Source organism: Paucilactobacillus salsurae (assembly GCF_054784995.1).
Genome location: NZ_BAAHWX010000011.1, coordinates 1 through 19,248, shown reverse-complemented (window position 1 = coordinate 19,248; position 19,248 = coordinate 1). Strand labels below are relative to the sequence as shown.

General features: G+C 35.6%; 25 protein-coding genes. 8 read left to right on the top strand and 17 right to left on the bottom strand.

The window, feature by feature from the left end; genetic code table 11:
* The 7 genes from ACYVQZ_RS08305 to recX form a co-directional block, all read right to left on the bottom strand.
* Complete coding sequence (locus ACYVQZ_RS08305) at positions 1-1,362, bottom strand: O-antigen ligase family protein (protein ID WP_461240944.1); 1,362 nt, start codon at positions 1,360-1,362, stop codon at positions 1-3.
* Between the two features lie 30 nt (positions 1,363-1,392).
* Entirely contained in the window at positions 1,393-2,145 is a 753-nt protein-coding gene (locus ACYVQZ_RS08300; protein ID WP_461240943.1) for a DUF4422 domain-containing protein, read from the bottom strand.
* 16 nt (positions 2,146-2,161) lie between these two features.
* Positions 2,162-2,785: a YveK family protein gene (locus ACYVQZ_RS08295; protein WP_461240942.1), complete on the bottom strand. Its 624-nt coding sequence runs from the start codon at positions 2,783-2,785 to the stop codon at positions 2,162-2,164.
* Positions 2,786-2,788: 3 nt separating this feature from the next.
* The gene (locus ACYVQZ_RS08290; RefSeq protein WP_461240941.1) at positions 2,789-3,412 is read right to left on the bottom strand and encodes a sugar transferase; all 624 of its coding nucleotides are present in this window, start codon (positions 3,410-3,412) and stop codon (positions 2,789-2,791) included.
* A 364-nt stretch (positions 3,413-3,776) separates the two neighbouring features.
* Positions 3,777-5,546 carry a hypothetical protein gene (locus ACYVQZ_RS08285; RefSeq protein WP_461240940.1) on the bottom strand — a complete coding sequence of 590 codons (1,770 nt, stop codon included), beginning with the start codon at positions 5,544-5,546 and terminating at the stop codon, positions 3,777-3,779.
* Positions 5,547-5,564: 18 nt separating this feature from the next.
* Positions 5,565-6,494: a glycosyltransferase family 2 protein gene (locus ACYVQZ_RS08280; protein WP_461240939.1), complete on the bottom strand. Its 930-nt coding sequence runs from the start codon at positions 6,492-6,494 to the stop codon at positions 5,565-5,567.
* Between the two features lie 90 nt (positions 6,495-6,584).
* Complete coding sequence (recX, locus tag ACYVQZ_RS08275) at positions 6,585-7,379, bottom strand: recombination regulator RecX (RefSeq protein ID WP_461240938.1); 795 nt, start codon at positions 7,377-7,379, stop codon at positions 6,585-6,587.
* 111 nt (positions 7,380-7,490) lie between these two features.
* Between recX and ACYVQZ_RS08270 the strand changes: the two genes are divergently transcribed.
* Positions 7,491-7,697: a DUF1659 domain-containing protein gene (locus ACYVQZ_RS08270; protein WP_461240937.1), complete on the top strand. Its 207-nt coding sequence runs from the start codon at positions 7,491-7,493 to the stop codon at positions 7,695-7,697.
* A gap of 28 nt (positions 7,698-7,725) precedes the next feature.
* Positions 7,726-7,962 carry a DUF2922 domain-containing protein gene (locus tag ACYVQZ_RS08265; protein ID WP_461240936.1) on the top strand — a complete coding sequence of 79 codons (237 nt, stop codon included), beginning with the start codon at positions 7,726-7,728 and terminating at the stop codon, positions 7,960-7,962.
* Positions 7,963-7,974: 12 nt separating this feature from the next.
* Here ACYVQZ_RS08265 and ACYVQZ_RS08260 read toward each other — a convergent pair whose 3' ends face one another.
* On the bottom strand, positions 7,975-8,886 hold the full coding sequence (locus ACYVQZ_RS08260; protein WP_461240968.1) for a YihY/virulence factor BrkB family protein: 912 nt from the start codon (positions 8,884-8,886) through the stop codon (positions 7,975-7,977).
* Between the two features lie 117 nt (positions 8,887-9,003).
* Positions 9,004-9,789, bottom strand: coding sequence for a type I methionyl aminopeptidase (map, locus tag ACYVQZ_RS08255; RefSeq protein ID WP_461240935.1), 786 nt, complete (start codon positions 9,787-9,789; stop codon positions 9,004-9,006).
* A gap of 167 nt (positions 9,790-9,956) precedes the next feature.
* On the opposite strand from map, the gene ACYVQZ_RS08250 reads away from it, so the two are divergent.
* From ACYVQZ_RS08250 to ACYVQZ_RS08235, 4 genes are all read left to right on the top strand, one after another.
* Positions 9,957-10,436, top strand: a complete 480-nt coding sequence (locus ACYVQZ_RS08250; protein WP_461240934.1) for a hypothetical protein — start codon at positions 9,957-9,959, stop codon at positions 10,434-10,436.
* 95 nt (positions 10,437-10,531) lie between these two features.
* Positions 10,532-10,843 (top strand): hypothetical protein, encoded by a 312-nt coding sequence (locus tag ACYVQZ_RS08245; protein ID WP_461240933.1) that lies wholly within the window; start codon positions 10,532-10,534, stop codon positions 10,841-10,843.
* A gap of 106 nt (positions 10,844-10,949) precedes the next feature.
* Positions 10,950-11,399: a flavodoxin gene (locus ACYVQZ_RS08240; RefSeq protein WP_461240932.1), complete on the top strand. Its 450-nt coding sequence runs from the start codon at positions 10,950-10,952 to the stop codon at positions 11,397-11,399.
* A 12-nt stretch (positions 11,400-11,411) separates the two neighbouring features.
* Positions 11,412-11,819 carry a GtrA family protein gene (locus ACYVQZ_RS08235; RefSeq protein ID WP_461240931.1) on the top strand — a complete coding sequence of 136 codons (408 nt, stop codon included), beginning with the start codon at positions 11,412-11,414 and terminating at the stop codon, positions 11,817-11,819.
* A gap of 27 nt (positions 11,820-11,846) precedes the next feature.
* Here ACYVQZ_RS08235 and wecB read toward each other — a convergent pair whose 3' ends face one another.
* From wecB to trxA, 5 genes are all read right to left on the bottom strand, one after another.
* Complete coding sequence (gene wecB / locus ACYVQZ_RS08230) at positions 11,847-12,959, bottom strand: non-hydrolyzing UDP-N-acetylglucosamine 2-epimerase (RefSeq protein WP_461240930.1); 1,113 nt, start codon at positions 12,957-12,959, stop codon at positions 11,847-11,849.
* A gap of 123 nt (positions 12,960-13,082) precedes the next feature.
* A complete protein-coding gene (locus ACYVQZ_RS08225; RefSeq protein WP_461240929.1) occupies positions 13,083-13,397 on the bottom strand; it encodes a magnetosome magnetite crystal formation protein family in 315 nt (104 codons plus the stop codon).
* An 18-nt stretch (positions 13,398-13,415) separates the two neighbouring features.
* Entirely contained in the window at positions 13,416-13,727 is a 312-nt protein-coding gene (locus tag ACYVQZ_RS08220) for a hypothetical protein (RefSeq protein ID WP_461240928.1), read from the bottom strand.
* 124 nt (positions 13,728-13,851) lie between these two features.
* On the bottom strand, positions 13,852-14,091 hold the full coding sequence (locus ACYVQZ_RS08215; RefSeq protein ID WP_461240927.1) for a metal-sensing transcriptional repressor: 240 nt from the start codon (positions 14,089-14,091) through the stop codon (positions 13,852-13,854).
* 47 nt (positions 14,092-14,138) lie between these two features.
* Positions 14,139-14,456 (bottom strand): thioredoxin, encoded by a 318-nt coding sequence (gene trxA / locus ACYVQZ_RS08210; RefSeq protein WP_461240926.1) that lies wholly within the window; start codon positions 14,454-14,456, stop codon positions 14,139-14,141.
* A 172-nt stretch (positions 14,457-14,628) separates the two neighbouring features.
* Here trxA and ACYVQZ_RS08205 point away from each other — a divergent pair, with 172 nt between their 5' ends.
* Positions 14,629-17,109: an FAD-dependent oxidoreductase gene (locus ACYVQZ_RS08205; RefSeq protein WP_461240925.1), complete on the top strand. Its 2,481-nt coding sequence runs from the start codon at positions 14,629-14,631 to the stop codon at positions 17,107-17,109.
* A 223-nt stretch (positions 17,110-17,332) separates the two neighbouring features.
* Entirely contained in the window at positions 17,333-17,665 is a 333-nt protein-coding gene (locus tag ACYVQZ_RS08200; RefSeq protein ID WP_461240924.1) for a hypothetical protein, read from the top strand.
* 193 nt (positions 17,666-17,858) lie between these two features.
* Here the strand turns inward: ACYVQZ_RS08200 and ACYVQZ_RS08195 are convergent, their stop codons facing one another.
* The 3 genes from ACYVQZ_RS08195 to ACYVQZ_RS08185 all read right to left on the bottom strand — a co-directional run bounded on the left by ACYVQZ_RS08195 (position 17,859) and on the right by ACYVQZ_RS08185 (position 19,189).
* Positions 17,859-18,062 (bottom strand): hypothetical protein, encoded by a 204-nt coding sequence (locus tag ACYVQZ_RS08195; protein WP_461240923.1) that lies wholly within the window; start codon positions 18,060-18,062, stop codon positions 17,859-17,861.
* Between the two features lie 619 nt (positions 18,063-18,681).
* The gene (locus ACYVQZ_RS08190; RefSeq protein ID WP_461240922.1) at positions 18,682-18,945 is read right to left on the bottom strand and encodes a hypothetical protein; all 264 of its coding nucleotides are present in this window, start codon (positions 18,943-18,945) and stop codon (positions 18,682-18,684) included.
* Positions 18,908-19,189, bottom strand: coding sequence for an AbrB/MazE/SpoVT family DNA-binding domain-containing protein (locus tag ACYVQZ_RS08185; RefSeq protein WP_461240921.1), 282 nt, complete (start codon positions 19,187-19,189; stop codon positions 18,908-18,910). The genes ACYVQZ_RS08190 and ACYVQZ_RS08185 overlap by 38 nt, the downstream gene beginning before the upstream one ends.
* Positions 19,190-19,248: the final 59 nt, after the last annotated feature.

Genomic DNA, 19,248 nt, shown 5'->3' with positions numbered 1-19,248 from the left:
TTATTCTCCTAACTCTGTTTCTTTGTTCTTCATAATTTTTAATGAAACAACATAAAACATGAACATCACTACGTAATATGTTTCATTCCACGTGAATGACAGTAAACTTAATATAGCATACATTACAACAAAATAATGAAAGCTATCCAAAACAGTTGCATAAAACCTATTATTTTCTTTTTTTACTTTTGAAGCAATAAAAAAACTTAGTCTCAATTTTTTTATAATGTAATAAATCACTGGTAAGGTAATAATTAAGCCGTAGTTAGCAAAAAAACCAAACAACTTACTTTGAGCTGGATACCCATGTTTAACAAATGTATTTAAAAATTCCGCATTATGAGTTGTAGACTTAGGCACCAAATCAAGCAAATAGTAGCTTTGGTATCCATTTCCAACTCCAAAAATTGGATGTTGTAAAAATGTGTATATTAGCCCAATCGTTCCACCTAATCTATTCGAGGTCCCCTGTTTTTTCAGGACATAGTCCATTAATATACTACGCAAAGAATCAAATTGGTAGAACATCCCTGCTAGTATAATTAATAAAAAGAATGCGGCAATGATGTAGGCTACTTTATGTCTTAAATTAGAGGAAAGAAATAATATTAAACAAGTAAGCGCAATTACTAAAAATCCAGTACTTGTCTTAGCAAATATTAAAAATAAGAACAACCCAGATAACATCAACCAGTTAAGAAAATTATTATGACATTCTTTTTGGAAAATCATACTGTAATTATTTTTAATTCCCGCAACAATCGGTGGAATAAAAACTATGCCTAATTGTGCTGCCAAAAAAGAGGCTTCAGGACAAAATCCATTCATCCGGCCAATCGTCACAGTGTAACTACCCGCCCAATAAAAATCATTTCTATCTTTATGTCTTTCTTCGAATAGTTTGGCAATAAAATTAACAACCCTATCACCATGACTCGTTGTCACCGATATTAGTTGTGGAATTAAAACAAATACCGAAAAAATAATCAGACAAATATACATACCTTTAAAAAAAAGCTTCATTTGCCTCTCATCTTTAATGCAAAAGCTGACAACAAAATAATCAATAAGAAATGCTAACACAATTATGTACCAGCCCAAAGTTCCATGTAGAATATCTGGGCTACCCGCTGCATTCATAACTCTTTTATATGAAAATAGAATAATAAAGGTTTGAGCAAGTATAGCAGTAACAGCAAAAATGACAACATTAGAATTAACAGTTATATCGTTTATTTTTTCTTTTCTTGTAAATATTTCATACATGCAAAAAAAAGCAAAAGCTATCATTGGAACTATAGCAATACTATCAACAAAATATCTTTTTTCTAACATTGACAAAGGTATTAACCAAAATCCCAAGAGTTTTTCCTCCAAACTCACTATTTCTTATTACACAAATTTTCTCCACAAAAATTTGAATCCCTTTTTAAACCAATTTTGCCTTTCCATGAAAACAAAATTAACTTCTTGATACGAATAATTTTTTGTATTAATCCAAACATCTAATAGTCGTTCACTGACAAATCCAAATACCCGACTTTCATAAGTATTGTAATCAGTGATATCAATTTTTTTTTCTAATTTGAATAAAATATCAAACAGCCACGTACAATATTCATCAAATTCTTTTTTCTTCATAACAAACATATTAAACATATGTGCAGAGGTTTGATTCATAACGTCATCAAACGATTTTATATATTCGGGATAGTCAGAGGCAATAATATTTCTAGTTTCATTGAGTGGCCTAATATGATGTGCATGCTCATAGTGCGAATAATTAGTTTCAATGTAATATTTTCTTTTTTTGGGTAAAATAATATCACTTTGTTGAAGTAATGTTTCAACTTCCTCTTTATCTAAAATCGTATCAATATTTTTGCTGTGTTTTAAACTTAAATATCTTCGATAATGTACAAGTCCAATAGCATCAGCATCTAAGTTTTTCCAAGCCCAATAAATAGCCGTCAATTCGTTAAAATTACGGTTTTTTTTGGATATATTTTCGCCTTCATTGTCCCCTTGAAACTTCAGTGTAGACTTAGGATGTAAATCCTTACCGACAAAAACAGGTAAATATAAATCTTTATCTTTCGGCATTTCATAATTCTTGTGTGCCGCTACCAAAATCTTAATATTCAAAATTTTTTGCCCCAATCTAAACTTTTTTCAAAATAAAGATGTCTTTCATCCACGCAACAAGAATACCTAAGACGGCACCAAAAATAAAACCAAGCAGTGTGTATTTCTTCGTTGAAACACCATTGGCAGAAGTTATATCACTATTCTTCGCACTAGCAAGCAATTTTACTTGACCAATATTAATTACTTTCGGCGCAATAGTTTTATAACTTTCCGCTGTTTTGTTAGCTAAAGTCTGTGCAAGCTTAGGATTCGAGTCATTTGCTGTAAAAGTAAGAATTGTCGTCTGATCCTTAACGGAAGCTTTAACCTTATTTTGTATTTCTTTGCTGGACAGTTTGTACTTGCCCTCCTGTTTGAGCTGTGTGGCTACCCGTCTATATATTAATTCATTATTAGCAATAGTTCGGTAGGTTTTCATCATCCCAATATCGCGTGTATACTGGCCATATTGTCCCTGTTGATCAGTGTTATTGTGGTAGATTACAACTTGCCTTTTCGCCTCATATACCACATTTTTATTCTGCCACTTAGAATATCCATAAGCGCCTGCCGACCCGACAACAACAAAAATAATAATTAACCAAAAGTTTTTTAAAATCACTTTAACCAAATCAACAACATTCAAATTATCTTCCATGCCTTAGTACGCTCCTTCGGATTTTACAATACTAACTAGATTTTTAAAAACTATTTTACAATCAAAAAGAAAAGACGCATGTTCAACATAAAACAACTCAATATCGCATCTTTCTGGGTAACCAATATTACTTCTTCCACTTGCTTGCCAATATCCCATAGCACCTGGCTTAACCGACAACAATTTATCTACTTTGTCGCCATATTCCTTCAGCTCTTCTTCAACAACTGGTCGAGGCCCAACCAAAGCCATTTCGCCAACTAATATATTTACAAATTGTGGTATTTCATCGACTGAAGTTTTTCGTAACCAAAAACCAAGCTTTGTAATTCGCGGATCTTCATGTGGTTCTAATTTATAATTATTTTTAACATATTTTTGATACAGAACTTTATCATTCTTTAGAACAATATCTGCATCCACTACCATAGATCTAAATTTATAAATATGAAACTTTTGACCTTTTTTTCCAATTCTTAACTGCTTAAAAATTAAAGGGCCCTTATTTGAACCGAATTGATCAAGAATCCAAATAACTAGAAACACTGGACTCAATACAACTAAGGCAATTACAGATACAAAAATATCAATGATCCTTTTAAAAATTAGATATGTTTTTTTCTTCATTTTTTCTCATTTCTTAATTACGTATTAAATGTTAATGAAATTTTCGAATTAGTTAACGCAACAATACTTCAACTATTTTTTCTTAATTCATATTATCAAAAATATATCTCATAAAAAAGTTATTTTCATTAATCAGATTTAAATAAACCAACGTTTTTGCACTTTCAACAAAAAAGTATACACTTTCTTGTTTTAATCTTTTTTTTTTTTTCACGTTTTAACTCAAATTTAATATTAATGTCTTACTCTTTTTCAAGCAACTACAAGTTTACAAATAATTCAAATCTAATGATACATTTTTATGACCATTTCATAACCTTTAATTAATAATATGTTTTAATTGATATTTAGTTGTATTTTGAAATCAATAATTTCTTAAAATAGCTTTTTTATGGATTGACATCAATTTAACTAAATAGATAAAAATTAGTATAACTATAAAGAACCACGAAAGAAAAGAAACGATGATTGCATACTTTATGACTTGAGGAGTCCTAAATTTCAAAACAATCATATTTTTATTTTTATCTCCAGAAATTTGGGGTGATCCAATGCTTGTTAAATGCAATTGGCTGTTTTTAACATTTTTGCCATTTAATTTTACATTAGTATTATGGTAAATAATTACGGGCACTGTTTGTTTTGATGTTCCCGTCCAAGATATTTCAATAGCGTTTTTTAAAACTGTCTTTCTAAATTTTGCCTTATTATTTAATATTTGCTTTGAATATTTGCCATAAGGATTAAATTTATCATAGGTCGCTATTGTTACCTTTTTATTAGTTGGTAAGTAGTCTGGTGTCGGCTTTTCCAAAAATTTAAGTCCTTTATTTAATTGAGGACTAAAAAAAGCTGTTCTTATTTTATTTGGATTGTTAGAGTTGATTTGAACAGCATTGCCTGCATTTTTAGTGACCACACGTTTACTCATCCAGTAACTTGATTCAACTCTATAATTTTCATTTTCAGAAAAAATAGCTCCCACTGTAAAACAACTGAGTATTATAACAGCAATTTTTTCAAAAAAATGATTTTCTTTTTTAAGTTTTTCATTTTCTGATATTAAATAAAACAATCCAAAAATAATTAATACGTATGAAATCACAGCAAATCTTTGTGGGTATTGTAAATAAGATTGTAAACTCTGAATTCTATTTTCAACTATTCGCCATGGGAAAAGAGTACTCGAGATCCACAGATAGAAAAATCCAACTGTAAAAACTAATTTCAGTTCAAAAGTTAATTGCTTCCATAAAATAAATACCAAGACAATTATAATTATAAATAATAAGCTAAACCAAAAACCAAAATCAGAAAATCCACTTAAACCCATGGAAAACTTCATAGCCGTTACATCCATAACTTTATTAGGAAATGTAATCATCAAGTTGTTCTTTTTCATTAAATTTAGCATTACAATAGTAATATTTAATGTTAATAGGCAAGTAAGCAAAACGGCCTTAAGCAAATATAAAAAAAACGAAAGTTTGTTCTTTCTGAAATACAATCCAGCAATGACAAATGGCACTAATGCTGAAATGCCAATGATTGCACTCAAAATATGTGTCTGAATTAATAGTGATACAAAAGCTGCAAATATATACGAAGGTATCAATTGTGAATTGTCTGAAAGCATACGAAATGCTGGTATGAATATTAGCGGCATAAGTGCCGCTCCGAATGCATTAAAATTTTGATTTGTTCCCCATGAAGTAATTATCGGCGTTAGTAAATATAAAATAGATCCTATCCTTGACTCCCATTCAGGCAACTTAGCACTTTTCAAAAGTGAGTACATCGAAATTCCAGCAATATAGTAGACTAATATACTTGAAATAATTTGAAATTTGAACCAACTTCTCAGTATCCACAGTAACCCCCCATTTAAGTAAGCCACTACGGGACCATATAAGGCATTTATTATACGTCCTGACTGATTAAATCCATAATTTGATTGAAAATAATTAAAGTTTCCCGTTTTGATTTGCATTGCAGTATCATAAAATCTATTCATGTGGAATAGTGAATCACCGCCTAGTATGAGTGAGTGATTATATAATTGCGGAGAAATAACTACTAATGTAATTAGCAATATCCACAACGAGAAACGAATGAATGAATTTGTTTTTCCCAATTTAGCTTCCTCTAAATTTTATTTTTTTTCTTTAACCAAATAAATGGGTCTATCTTTGCTCTGTAGATAAATTTTACCAACATATTTGCCGATTATCCCCAAGCAAAGTAATTGTAATCCCCCAAAGAAAAGCAAGACACATACCAATGATGCCCACCCAGATACACTGCTAGCAGGAATCAGTATAACCCTTAAAATGATAAAAATAACTCCAAAAAAAGCAATTAAACATGACGCTACGCCTGTCCAAGACGCTAATGATAATGGGAATTCTGAAAAATCAGTAATTCCATCAATTGAATATTTAAATAATTGCCAAAAAGACCAACTGGTAGTTCCTGCAACTCTTTCCACATTTTTAAACTCAATGTACTTTGTTTTAAATCCAACCCAACTGAAAATACCTTTAGAGAAACGATTGTACTCTCGCATTTTCAAAATTGCGTCTGTCATTTGTCTGGTCATCATCCGATAATCTCTAGCACCATTTACAATATTAGTACTGGAAATTCGATTGATGATTTTATAAAATGCATTGGCAAAAAAAGATCTAATTGGTGGCTCACCATTCCTATTAACTCTTCTCGTGCCAACACAATCATAATCCGTATCATTGAGAATTTCGTACATCTCCGGTAACAGATCCGGGGGATCTTGCAGATCTACATCCATCACAACCACAAAATCTCCTGTTGCAGCTTCTAGACCAGCAAAAAGAGCCGCTTCTTTTCCGAAGTTTCTTGAAAACGATAAGAAATGCGCACATTCATGCTGTTTATTCAACTCTCTAAGCTCTGCCAAAGTATCATCGCTGGATCCATCATCGATAAACAGGTATTCAGGTTCCGCAAAATTTGTTTTTGAAATTATATCTTGTACCGTTCTAAAAAAAATAGGAACGGTTTCCTGTTCATTGTAACAAGGTACAATTATTGATAATTTTTTCATTCCGTTTTTCCTTCATTGAGTAAAAAGACTTCGACCTATATCATATCAGCAAACCTACAATTTAAAAAGATAATTTTTTCATCATTATCTTTACTTCGGAACATTTTCAATCCAATTATTAACATCACTACTATCAAAGCCTTTTTGAAAGAGTGATTTTTTTGTCCTAAAAATTCGCTCTTTTTGGTCATACTTACGATTTTTTTGCCAGATCTTTCGGGCAGTATTCTCCAAATTTTGCTGTTCATCGTCCTGATTCTCATCAAAATCTAGATCATCAAAAACACTATTAATTAAATCAGTACTAAATCCCTTAACCATCAAAGATTGTCGAACTTTTTGAATGCGCATCTTAAAAGGTTGATTATGATAGTGCTTAAATTGTTTCTCAGCCAACTTACTAGCATTTTCTTTCAATTGATCATCCGTAAACTGCACAAGTGAATCTTCAATAATCTGATCAGAAATTTTTTTACCCTTCAAATTTCTTCTAATCACACCAGGCCCCTTATCAGAAGTCAACATCATCGTACGTACATAACTGTCTGCATAATTCTGATCATCAATCAGTTTTTCATCAATCAACCGTTGAATAACCTCATCAATGGCATTTTGACTTTCACTAATCCCACTTAATTTCTCACGAACTTCACTTTCTGCTCTAAGTTGATGAGATAAGTAGTCCAGTGAACGTGAATATAGTTTTGATACATCATCGCTAGCAACTATTTCTTTTTCGAGGTCAGCATCAATTTCTAACCCCTTTGCCAAACGATAACGAATCAGTACTTCTTCACTGACAGCAAAAGCATATTTATCATTTAAATAAACATTGTAACGTCCTGCACGCTTCTGGGTTTCAATTTTAGTGATTTTTCCTGCCATTAATGACTCCTTAAATAATTCAAACTTTGTAGTTTACTTTTCAATCCCTATTTCGTTTCTATTCATGTAAGGCGGCCGCACTTACCAATAACAAATAAGGGAGCTGTAACGATGATTAAAACATTTACGAATGCCAAAGTACAATTGATGATGATTGGTGAAGGACATGAAAAAGGTGTTATTCGCACATTCAGCCACGCAATTGAAAATGCGAGTGATGAACAAATCGCAGGTTTAGGTAACTTTTTAGAAACCATCTCAGGCGATCACTTCGATAATGCCGTAGTGAGCGTTTCACATCAACTTGACCCTAAGTAATTTTCAATACAGAAAGGAAATCGTTTTAATGAAGTCACTTAATTTAACATTCAAAGGTTCACTTGGTAAAAGCCACACATTGAAATTAGCCTATGCTAACGACAACTTGGATCCTTCTACCATCAAAAAGGCAATGCAACAACTATCTGATTTAGACTTGTTTGTTGCAAATGATGAAAAGATCTATGAACAACCTGTTTCAGCTAAATACGTTGAAACAACTGTAACACCTGTTTTCACAACTACTGAAAAGCCTACAGCCTAATGATGGAACACCTCACTGTTGTGGGGTGTTTTTATTTCGTCTCCGCATGCGACGAATCACGTGTTCAAGTGGACGAGGTTTCTCATCAATCTTACCCTCCATCAAATATTGAACAGTTGCATTTAATGTGGCTCCAATCATGACAATCATCCCCGACAAATCAAGCCAGATCATCAGCACAATAAAAATTCCAATCGTCTTATACGAATTCACTGTTCTGGCAAATAAATGCGTATAAATCGAAAATACTGATGACAATAACATCCATAATAACGTCGACAATAATGAACCCAACACTACATAGCGCCACTTAACACGTGCATTAGGCACAAAATAATACAACAGACTCAACAAAATAAATAGTCCGAAAAACGTGACTGGCCATTTAATCGATTCAACTAAATGGATCAGACTCATATCAATATTAATATATTTGCGCAATTGCACTAGTAACAGCTGTCCAACACTAAAGAAAATGATAATGACGGCCATAATTGCAATCACTACGACCATCCACAAAAAAGAAACCACTCGGTTAACAATCGGATTTTGATTTTCAGCCACCCCGTAGGCATGGTTTACACTTCGTTGAAAAGCTGCGACGGCCTGACTAGTTGACCACAATGTCACCAAGGCACCAATAGACAACAAACCACCATTTCCATTTTTTAAAAAATCATAAATTAATGGTTGAATAAAATTATACACTGACTCAGGAAACGCTGTTTCCAAATAATTTAGAACCGTTTTCGCACTTAAACCAACAAGTGGTAACAAGTTTCCAATTACGATGACAGCCGGGAAAATCGACAATAATGAATAGTACGCTAAAACAATGGCCGAGGTAGAAACCTGCGCCATTCCGTAGTGCTTAAAGAAGACTTTAAAGAACGTCATCACTTTATTAAATACGGACCGCATCATCATTTCGCCTTTCTCCATTGATTTTTAATAACAGTAATTATACACGATAGTTGAATTTGAGAACAAATTATTCTTGAAACAGCATAAAAACGGTCTTTTCACAAAGGCCGTTTCTTTTTAAAATAAATATTTCTGATCAAATTCTGGATCTTGAGACGTTAAAATTTGTGGTCCATTTTTGGTAATCGCAATCGTGTGTTCATACTGGCAACTCAAACTACCATCCGCGGTTTTAGCAAGCCAGCCACTTGGATCGCTGGTATCTGCTTTCCAGGTGCCAATATTAACCATTGGCTCAATCGTTATCGTCATACCCTCTCGCAGCCGAATACCATGACCGGCCTCACCATAATGTGGCACGGCTGGATCTTCATGCATTGTGGGTCCGATACCATGGCCAATAAATTCACGAACATCTCCGTAGCCATTTTTGACTTCCACATAGTCTTGAATAGCGGCACCAATATCACCAATTCGGTTGCCAATCACCGCTTGATCAATTCCCAAATACAGTGCCTTTTTCGTAACGTCCATCAATTTGGTCACTTCCGGCGTTGCTTCACCAACTACATAACTCCAGCAAGAATCACTCATAGCGCCATCCAAATTAACAACAGTATCCACTTTAACCAGATCACCGTTTTTTAACATTAATTTTTTGCGTGGAAAGCCATGACAAATTTCATCATTAATACTGACACAGGTGGCATATTTGTATCCTTCAAATCCAATTTGTTCAGCGATAGCACCATGACTTTCAATATAGTGTCGGCCAAATCCTTCAATTTCCCAGCTTGAGATACCTGGCTTAATCAGATCACGTAATCCAATGTGCATGCCAGCTAAAATGGCACCGGATTTTTTCATTTCTTCAATTTCACGAGGCGATTTTAAACTAATCATATCTGTCCCTTTCTTTTAACCTTGACTTAATCAAGTCATATTATACTCTTTAATTTCAGGAATAACTTCTCGTTCATTTTGTAACATTTATGTAATTTAAATGATTATTAAGAATGCGATTTATTGGCTCACGCTCTTATTAATGGGCTATAATAAGAGTTGAAGAAATGTTACAAAAACATTTCATTTCTGGAAATGGGGTTATGATTATGAAAAAATTCATTCAAATTCTAATTACGGTAGCTTCAACTTTAACACTCGCGGGTTGCGTATCTGGCAATACCTCACATGGTGTTGCTACAAATCATACGTCCTCTACCAGCAGTTCTCTTACGACACCATCTCACAAAACTAATTCACAGACAACTGTCTCCAGTTCAAGTACCACAAGTCAATCAAGTAATCGTGTCGCAACTGAACCAACCTACACAGAATCACAAAATATGATGCAAAATGATCCTACTGACAGTGTGAACAACAAGGTTAACAATGACCCTAATGCGGCCTCTCACATTGAACAAAAGACAACAACCAGTTCAAGTTCTTCTGTTAAACGCCAATATCAAAACATGATGCAAAATGATCCCAGTGACAGCTACAACGAAAAAGTAAATAATGATCCAAATGCTGGTAATAATTTGAATTAATAGCATGAAAGAGCCTCGTAATGAGGCTCTTCTTTTTTACAATTTTTTTATCTGCTATACTACCATTAGTTAATCAAATTATGAGGTGATTGGGTATGAAAAAAACTCTTGGGGTATTCAGCTTATTGGTTGCAATCGTCACATTAGCCGGCTGTGCTTCCAGCGATTCTTCCAACAAAGACAGTTCATCAAGTAGTGTTAAAAGTTCGCAATCTTCAAAAACAAGTTCGTCAAATAAAAATATGATGCAAAATGATCCTAAAGATAGTGATAACAATAAAGTCAATAATGATCCTAATGCTGGTAGTGATTCTAGTTCTAGTAGCAGTACACAAAACATGATGCAAAATGACCCCAATGATAGCAACAATAATAAAGTTAACAATGATCCAAATGCCGGTAATTAAGCGCATAACTTTGAGCAACTGAATTTAGTTGCTCATTTTCTTTTTTACGTCACGGTTATCTGCTATACTGACATATGTTGAATTTACAAGGAAGAAGGAACCAATTATGGCAAGTGCATTAGTTGTCTTTGCTACCATTACTGGTAATAATGAAGACGTCGCTGATATTATCACTGAAGCGTTCGAAGATTTAGATGTCGATGTCGAAAAAGTTGAAATTACCCAAGCTGATGTCAGTGACTTTAATGACGTTGATATTTGTGTGGTTTGTCCCTACACCTATGATGAAGGCGCACTGCCTGAAGAAGGCCTCGACTTCTATGATGATTTACAAGAAGCCGACCTCAATGGCAAAATTTACGGTGTCGCTGGTTCAGGTGATACTTTCTACCTTGATGATTATTGCATCGCTGTAGATAAATTCGCAGAAGCATTCGATAAGTCACATGCCACTGCTGGTGCTGCACCCGTAAAAATTGACTTAGAACCTGATAATGACGACATTAAAACACTAGAAACATTTACTAAGCAATTAGTTGATAAAGCACAAGCTTAAGAGAGGGTTTCGATGATTAAATTATTTAAGAAATATCAGTCATTAATCGCCTATGCCTTTTTTGGTGGTGTCACGACCCTAGTGAACTTAGGTGTTTTCTGGTTGTTAACGCACTTGCATTGGAATTATCAACTGGCTAACGTAATTGCCTGGTTTTTGTCCGTATTGGTCGCATATTTAACCAATAAAGTGTGGGTATTTGCCTCCCACTATACAACCGTCAAAGCTTTCTTGATTGAATTTGTTGAATTTTACTTCTTTAGAGCTTTAACGTTGGTGCTAGACATTATCATTCTCTACGTCGGAATTACGTTGATGCATCAAAACGAGATGTTAGTAAAGCTAATTGATAATATTCTGGTAATTATTGTGAATTACGTCTTTTCTAAATGGTACATTTTTAAAACCGTTAACAAATAAAGCCAAAGCATTTAAGCTTTGACTTTTTTATTTTTCCAAATATTCTAATACAATCTCCAAAATTCGCTCAGCCGCATGCCCATCCCCAAAAGGATTATCTGCATGCGCCATTTTTTTATATTCGCGAGGCTCATTCAACAATTCAAACGCGGCTTGTTGAATCTTTTCAGGGTAGGTTCCCACCAACTTAATGGTGCCAGCACTTAATCCTTCAGGCCGTTCCGTTTCATTACGCAAAACTAGTACAGGTTTATTCAACGAAGGCGCTTCTTCCTGTACCCCGCCAGAATCCGTCATAATAAAGTAGCTACGCGCAGCAAAATTATGAAAATCAAGTACATCTAACGGTTCAACCAGATGGATCCGCTCACGATTATCGAGTAAATCATGTGCTAACTGCTCAATATCCGGATTTGGATGGACGGGATAAATCAACTCAACATTCGGATTAGTTTCCACAATGTCACGAACGGCATGAAAAACGCGTTCTAAGGGTTTTCCCAAATTCTCACGTCGTTGCATCGTGAGTAAAATGATCTTGTGGTATGGATCAATCTCATCTAACACTGGATGATGATAATCGCGTTGCACAGTATCTTGCAATGCATCCACAGACGTATTCCCTGTCACAAAAATGCGACTTTCTGGTCGATTTTCAGCTAGCAAATTGTTCTTGCTCAGCCGTGTTGGCGCAAAGTACAAGTCACTCAGCACATCAGTCATTTGCCGCGTCCCTTCTTCAGGAAACGGTGCGTACTTGTCATAGGTACGCAAACCCGCTTCAACGTGGCCAATTGGAATTTTATGGTAATAGGCTGTCAGACTGGCTGCTAAAGTCGTCGCTGCATCCCCAATGACCAAAATCATTTCAGGCTGAGCTGCATTGACCACGTTATCCAAGTGATGTAGCAACTGACTCATGCGATCAGTCAAACTTTGATGTGGTTGCATGATATTCAGATCAAAATCAGGATCGATTTTGAAATAATTTAAAACTTGATCTAGGAGTTTACGATGCTGTGCCGTCACAACTACGGTTGGTTCAAATTGGTCAGGTTGTTTACGCATGGCCTTAATGATTGGTGCCATTTTAATTGCACCGGGACGAGTCCCAAAGATGGTCATGATTTTGTGTGGCATGCTTGTGCACTCCTTTCTAATATATTAAGTTTACTACACTTTTAATTGTAACGATAGGGCCAACAGTCGAGTCCTAATGAAAGCAAAAGAATACAAAAAAGCGGTGGTCACCCACCGCTTTTTCTAACTCACTAATATTTTGATCCCATAAACTAAATTGTAAATATAACAAATTAAGTCGATAAGGCCGACTACTGAGAATAACAGCGCACTCACGGCCCCCGTGCTGAAAATGTCATTGGTTGTTAAGCCAGTGGCGCCAATGACGATTAGCGCGATCACGGTTAACACTACCGGTAGCAAATGAAGTCCAAATGCCCGTTTAGCATGATGGGTTAAATCTTCGTCACCTGCGAAGATCCATACGATTAGTGGGAATAACAATGGGGCAAAGGTAATCGATAAATAGGATAATGCATTAATAATTTTGTTTTTCATGAAAACTCCTCCAGTTTATTAACCAAGTGCCGGAAAGACAACGTGATTGCCCATTAAATTTAGCACGTACAAAAAGACCATAAGCGCGTTAATGATGAATGAAAATAAAATGATGGCAAAACGAATTGTTAAATAACGGTAGCCCTTTAAGGTGTAATCATGTTTTTGCTTTCGTCGGCCTTGGTAGCTTACCATAATGACTAAAGAAATAATGGCAAGGACAATCTGGGCGATCAATCCTATCATAAACATACCTGTCGTTGGTGTTTGGGCCTGTAAATAATAAATACCAAACGCCATGGCATCAATAATTAGTGCTAATAATGGCATCTTTGTCTCCTCACTTTTAATTAATCATTGAAAAAAATTTTATCATATTTTGCTCAACAAACCTAATCATAAAAAGCCACCATTTTCTCATGTTGAAAATGGTGGCTTTAGGATTTAAATAATTTTAGAGCTTTTGAATCAACTCTAATGAAGACTTCACGTTTTCATCAGGTTCATCTGCTAGCTTTTGAGTAATGTTTTCAGCAATAATCATGCCCATTACTCGTTTCACGCTCGCTTCTACAGCACTAAGTTGGTTGACTACCTCAGCACAGTCGCGGCCATCTTCCATCATGGCTTGGATACCACGAAGCTGGCCTTCAGCACGCTTTAATCGATTAATCATTTTAGGATCACAAGCCATCAGTGAGGCCCCCTTACAATCTAATTTATCTTAATATACCACGAATGTTAGTTCATATGTTGTGCAATTCGGGCCTTAAAAACAGGTTCGGGCGTGTACCCTACAATGCGGTCAACCACTTGACCATCTTTTTTAACAACAAAAGTTGGAATTCCTTGAACTTGCATTTGTGAAGCCACTTGTTGGTTTTCGTCAACGTCAATAGCTTTAAAATCAACTTGTCCAGCCAATTCATCTGACATTTTTTCAAGAATTGGGTTCATCATCTTACATGGTGGACACCAGATAGCATTGAAGTCCACGACCACTAAGCCTTTTTCTGTTTCTTGATTAAATGTTGCATCATTAATTGTTTTTACACTCATATCTAACACCTACTTTAATTTTGTAATTTAAGTATACCGGGTATGGGTATACATGTCAAAGAATTGGATTATTCCTATACAGTAGGTATAAATTCAATATATTGACACAATACCCCATAGTGTATACAATAACTTCATCAAATGATATTTTTCACAAACAGGAGGAAAAACCATGTCTGAAAAGTTTATTATTGTTGGTGGTGTTGCTGGAGGTGCTTCTGTTGCCACTCGTCTGCGTCGTTTAAATGAAGATGCCCAGATTGTGATGATTGAAGCAGGACCATATATTTCATTTGCTAATTGCGGTTTGCCTTACTACGTTGGTCAAACGATTAAGGAACGCGACAGCTTGTTTGTTTCGAGTCCAGAAGATATGCAAACTGACTTTGCTATCGATGTTCGGTTGAATAGTACCGTTACTAAAATCGATTCAGATTTGAAAGCGATTACAATAGATACCCCAGACGGTATTATTACTGAAAATTATGATAACTTAATTCTGTCAACTGGTGCCACACCGATTGTTCCTAATTTCCCTGGCCTAACGGATGCTGACAATGTTTTTACCGTCCGTACTGTACCTGATGTAGATCAAATTACGAGCTTCATTGAAACCAACCATCCAACTCATGTAACTGTGATTGGTGGTGGTTTTATCGGATTAGAAATGGTCGAAAATCTACGTGATCGCGGACTAAATGTTTCCTTAGTAGAAGCCTCACCACAAGTCATGCCTAATTTAGACTTTGAAATGGCGCAGTACTTGCATGAACATTTAAATTTAAACGATGTGGATGTTCATTTGAACACTAAATTGGCAGGATTTTCTGATAACGGTCGAATACTTGATTTAGATGGTGGCCAATCAATTCACACAGATCTTGTTATTCTAGCAATTGGTGTTAAGCCTAACTCTCAATTAGCCAGTGACGCTGGCGTTGCCACTAATGAGAGAGGCTTTATAACAACTAATAGTCATTTCGAAACCAATTTACCACATATTTACGCAATCGGTGACGTCACTACTGTTACTAACGGTATCACCAATCAGTCTGCCTCAATTCCATTGGCTGGCCCCGCTAACCGCCAAGGACGTTACTTAGCCGACTATTTGATGGGACTTAAACGGACTAATCCAGCAGTTATCAGCACTTCAGTTGCCAAAGTATTTGCTTTAACAGCAGCTGCAACTGGTGCCAACGAACGCCAACTACAAGCTGCCAACATTGATTACGATGCGATCCACTTACATCCAAATTCAAGTGCCGGTTATTATCCTGGTGCTGCACCAATTGAATTGAAAGTTCTATTTAGTTCAAATGGAGACATTCTGGGTGCCCAAGCAGTCGGAACTAAAGGTGTCGCTAAGCGAATTGACATTATTTCCACAGCTATCCATTTTAAAGCTAAAGTTTCGCAATTAGCTGACATTGAAGTTGCCTATGCACCCCCATATGCTTCAGCTAAAGATCCTGTGAACTTTGCTGGTTTTATCGCTGCTGACGTTGAAGATGGTTTGGTTAAACGAATTCAGTGGTCAGACGTGGATCAACTCGTCGAGAAAGGTGCCTATTTCTTAGATGTTCGTAATCCTGATGAACTTTTGGCAGAACCTAAGATTAAAAATGCCCACGTTGTTCCGCGTAGCGAATTACGTAATCATTTAAACGAACTACCTACTGATCAGCCCATCTATGTTTATTGTGCTGCTGGATTACGTGGTTATAATGTTGTCCGGTTGTTAACTCAAAAAGGATTTGACGCTTATAACTTAGATGGTGGTTTGAAGACCTATAAAGTGGCAAAATACGAACTAGAACAGCCAAAAACGCAATCGACTAGTTCCACTGGAAGCCTATCTTCTGCCTCTGACTCTGTTCAATCTACCCAACCGAGTACTAAGATCATTGAATTAGATGCATGTGGCCTGCAATGTCCCGGCCCCATTCTAAAAGTTCGCAAGACTATGGATGATTTACCAGCAGGTCAACAGGTTCAGGTAACTGCTTCAGATTTTGGTTTCCACAAAGATATTGATGCGTGGGCCAAGGCTACCAATAACACAATTATTAGTAACAAAATTGAAGGCGATAAAGTAATTGCTACTGTGCAAAAGGGGCTTTCAGATGCGACTAATAGTAGTGCTGTGCCAACCAGTAACGCCGCTCCGGCACAAAATACCACTCAAGAAGGCACCACAATTGTGGTCTTTGACGGGGACTTTGATAAGGCCATTGCTAGTCTAATTATTGCGCAAGGAGCAGCCGCTATGGGACAACCTGTCACAATGTTCTTCACCTTCTGGGGCTTAAATGTTATTAAAAAGCCTGGCGTGAAAGTCAGCAAAAAAGGCCTCGCTAAAATGTTTGATATGGCACTCCCACACAGTGCTAGTCAACTACCATTATCAAAAATGAACATGCTGGGTGCTGGTCGGGGAATGATCAAAAACTTAATGCATAAAAACAACGTTGATCAACTGGATACTATGCTAGCTAAAGCCCAAGACGCTGGTGTAAAAATGGTTGCCTGCACAATGAGTATGGACTTAATGGGTGTGCAAAAAGAAGAATTAATTGATGGTGTTGAATTTGGTGGTGTCGCCGCTTATCTTGGTGATGCACGTCAACGTAATACAAGTTTATTTATTTAACGAAAGCAAAACAGGGAAAAAGTCACACGACTAGTTCCCTATTTTTTTAAATGCGTTTTTCCGCTCCGAAATACAAAAAAATTTTTGACATAAATTAAAGACCCATTAGTAACATGCTATTATTAATGAACCCGATTAATAGATACATGTCGTATACGATTAATCATCATGTCTATCACTTATCATGTTATAATAATTCAAAATCAATTGGGGGGGATTTTTCATGCCGGTGCGCAGTTTAATAGTGGTGCCAGTCCTAGCAATCATGTTAGGTGCATGTAGCAATCGCCAGCCGGAAGCTACGGATACCACATCTAAAGATAATCTCTATCGTTCCTCGATAAAGACCCCCAATTTAAAACCAAAACAAATCTCGTATCATGATTTAACTGATGAACAAATTTCAGCAATCGTTGCTCAAGCAGCCGGTCTCAAAGCTGATAAAAATCAACAGCTTCGATGCCGCATGAATGATCAAACGAATGAACGCACTTTAAAAATTTTGGGTGGTGCTAACCCAACTGTGATCTTGTTACTCATGGTAATCAGGTTGTGATGCAACCTAATTCAATGTTTGCCCCACACAAAAAATTTATGCTCAATCAATTAATTACCCAATTTTATGGCAATGATCATGAACAAGGCATAACCAATGATTTGGCAAAGCGAATTCAGACGAGTTACATTACAAACTAAAAAAGACAGCTCATGGCTGTCTTTTTTGGTTGTGCTAAATCAATTAAGATCTATTAAGCAATCTTCTTTTCGATCTTTGAGAATGTCTTTACATCAAGATGTAATCTGTGCTTTGCTTGATCTTCAGCAACAGTAGCTTGAAGTTCTGATAAACGTGCGTCACGTTCTACTTCTGAACCAAACCATTCTTGTGTATTCCAATCCACGTAACATACATCCATTTCGTCTCTGTGATAAACATTAATTCCGTATTCCATTTTGAGATTCCTCCTTGTTGTTTATGAATACATCATAACCAGTTCAGAAAAATTGCGCAAGTTGGAAACGCTTTCTTTAGAATTTCTTAATAATTTGGTATAGGTATTTTTATTGCTTTTATCGTTGGTATCAGTGTTTGTTACTATAATTGGTATATTTTTTGCTGCTAAATTTTTGCGTTTTTTGTAATAGATTGTGATTAATTTTAGCGTTAATTTATTTAGGATTTTATGAGGTATACCAATTTTGATCTTATTATGAAACTAATTGTTTACCGATAAGTATACCAATTCTTTAACGCTAAACTTCTTCTTTTCTCTTTTCGACTGAAACGTGCTCCGAAAGCCAACTTCTTCCGGTTAACCCAAATAAAAGCGCGGTCACAAACCCTGTGACCGCGCTTTTATTTACGTTAATCCTCAGAAGTTAAACGGCTTTCTCCGCACTCTGATATCTATGAACCTACCCGACGTGTAACCGTAGCCGAAATGCACTGATATCAAAGCATTCATAGAACACAAAAAACGAAAGTGTGCGGATTTGGAGCACGTTTTTGGCAGGAGTTTGTTATACATAATATTAGTTTTAATTTATTGGTTACACGTCCACAGGGCGTTTTTAATGCAGATATTTTTTGACTTTTTCAAATTCAACATTTGCTTTTTGCGACATTGATTCATGTTCATAATTTGTGTTGCCTACCCACTTCACATTTCTAATTTCTTCAGGATATAATTCTCTGGTTTCTTCTCCAACTTTAAATAACACATGATTATCATTAAGCTCTTGCACAATGCCATTGAATGATTCAACTAACGAATCTACATTCATGGCATGAATTTTTTTACCAAATTTCTCTTCCTGTTGCTTTTCCCTTTTCAAATACTCTATCTTCACTATCTAAGTATTTTACATAATCGTAGTTTTGAAATCTATTCATTAATTTGGATTCTTTTTTTTGTTTCTGAATTATTAACTTATCATCATCAATTACCATACTTACAGTTCCATTTTCATCAATACCAAGCTGTCTTAAGATATCTTTTGGAATTCTAACGGCTTGCGAATTGCCCCATTTAGATAATTTGGCTGTCTGGGGATTCGTATTTTTCTTTTCCTTCAACATAATAGTACCTCCTTCACTTACAAGACAAAGTATATCCGAATGTTTATACATTGTCAAGA

Excerpts from the sequence above, each read along its gene's own strand:
- recX (WP_461240938.1), bottom strand. The coding sequence starts at position 7,379 with ATGGCAGGAAAAATCACTAAAATTGAAACCCAGAAGCGTGCAGGACGT.
- ACYVQZ_RS08195 (WP_461240923.1), bottom strand. The coding sequence starts at position 18,062 with ATGGAATACGGAATTAATGTTTATCACAGAGACGAAATGGATGTATGT.
- ACYVQZ_RS08240 (WP_461240932.1), top strand. The coding sequence starts at position 10,950 with ATGGCAAGTGCATTAGTTGTCTTTGCTACCATTACTGGTAATAATGAA.
- ACYVQZ_RS08200 (WP_461240924.1), top strand. The coding sequence starts at position 17,333 with ATGCCGGTGCGCAGTTTAATAGTGGTGCCAGTCCTAGCAATCATGTTA.
- ACYVQZ_RS08290 (WP_461240941.1), bottom strand. The coding sequence starts at position 3,412 with ATGAAGAAAAAAACATATCTAATTTTTAAAAGGATCATTGATATTTTT.
- ACYVQZ_RS08260 (WP_461240968.1), bottom strand. The coding sequence starts at position 8,886 with ATGATGCGGTCCGTATTTAATAAAGTGATGACGTTCTTTAAAGTCTTC.
- ACYVQZ_RS08295 (WP_461240942.1), bottom strand. The coding sequence starts at position 2,785 with ATGGAAGATAATTTGAATGTTGTTGATTTGGTTAAAGTGATTTTAAAA.
- ACYVQZ_RS08265 (WP_461240936.1), top strand. The coding sequence starts at position 7,726 with ATGAAGTCACTTAATTTAACATTCAAAGGTTCACTTGGTAAAAGCCAC.
- ACYVQZ_RS08215 (WP_461240927.1), bottom strand. The coding sequence starts at position 14,091 with ATGGCTTGTGATCCTAAAATGATTAATCGATTAAAGCGTGCTGAAGGC.
- ACYVQZ_RS08205 (WP_461240925.1), top strand. The coding sequence starts at position 14,629 with ATGTCTGAAAAGTTTATTATTGTTGGTGGTGTTGCTGGAGGTGCTTCT.
- ACYVQZ_RS08185 (WP_461240921.1), bottom strand. The coding sequence starts at position 19,189 with ATGTTGAAGGAAAAGAAAAATACGAATCCCCAGACAGCCAAATTATCT.
- ACYVQZ_RS08245 (WP_461240933.1), top strand. The coding sequence starts at position 10,532 with ATGAAAAAAACTCTTGGGGTATTCAGCTTATTGGTTGCAATCGTCACA.
- ACYVQZ_RS08225 (WP_461240929.1), bottom strand. The coding sequence starts at position 13,397 with ATGAAAAACAAAATTATTAATGCATTATCCTATTTATCGATTACCTTT.
- ACYVQZ_RS08280 (WP_461240939.1), bottom strand. The coding sequence starts at position 6,494 with ATGAAAAAATTATCAATAATTGTACCTTGTTACAATGAACAGGAAACC.
- trxA (WP_461240926.1), bottom strand. The coding sequence starts at position 14,456 with ATGAGTGTAAAAACAATTAATGATGCAACATTTAATCAAGAAACAGAA.
- ACYVQZ_RS08270 (WP_461240937.1), top strand. The coding sequence starts at position 7,491 with ATGATTAAAACATTTACGAATGCCAAAGTACAATTGATGATGATTGGT.
- ACYVQZ_RS08235 (WP_461240931.1), top strand. The coding sequence starts at position 11,412 with ATGATTAAATTATTTAAGAAATATCAGTCATTAATCGCCTATGCCTTT.
- map (WP_461240935.1), bottom strand. The coding sequence starts at position 9,789 with ATGATTAGTTTAAAATCGCCTCGTGAAATTGAAGAAATGAAAAAATCC.
- ACYVQZ_RS08250 (WP_461240934.1), top strand. The coding sequence starts at position 9,957 with ATGTTACAAAAACATTTCATTTCTGGAAATGGGGTTATGATTATGAAA.
- ACYVQZ_RS08220 (WP_461240928.1), bottom strand. The coding sequence starts at position 13,727 with ATGCCATTATTAGCACTAATTATTGATGCCATGGCGTTTGGTATTTAT.
- wecB (WP_461240930.1), bottom strand. The coding sequence starts at position 12,959 with ATGCCACACAAAATCATGACCATCTTTGGGACTCGTCCCGGTGCAATT.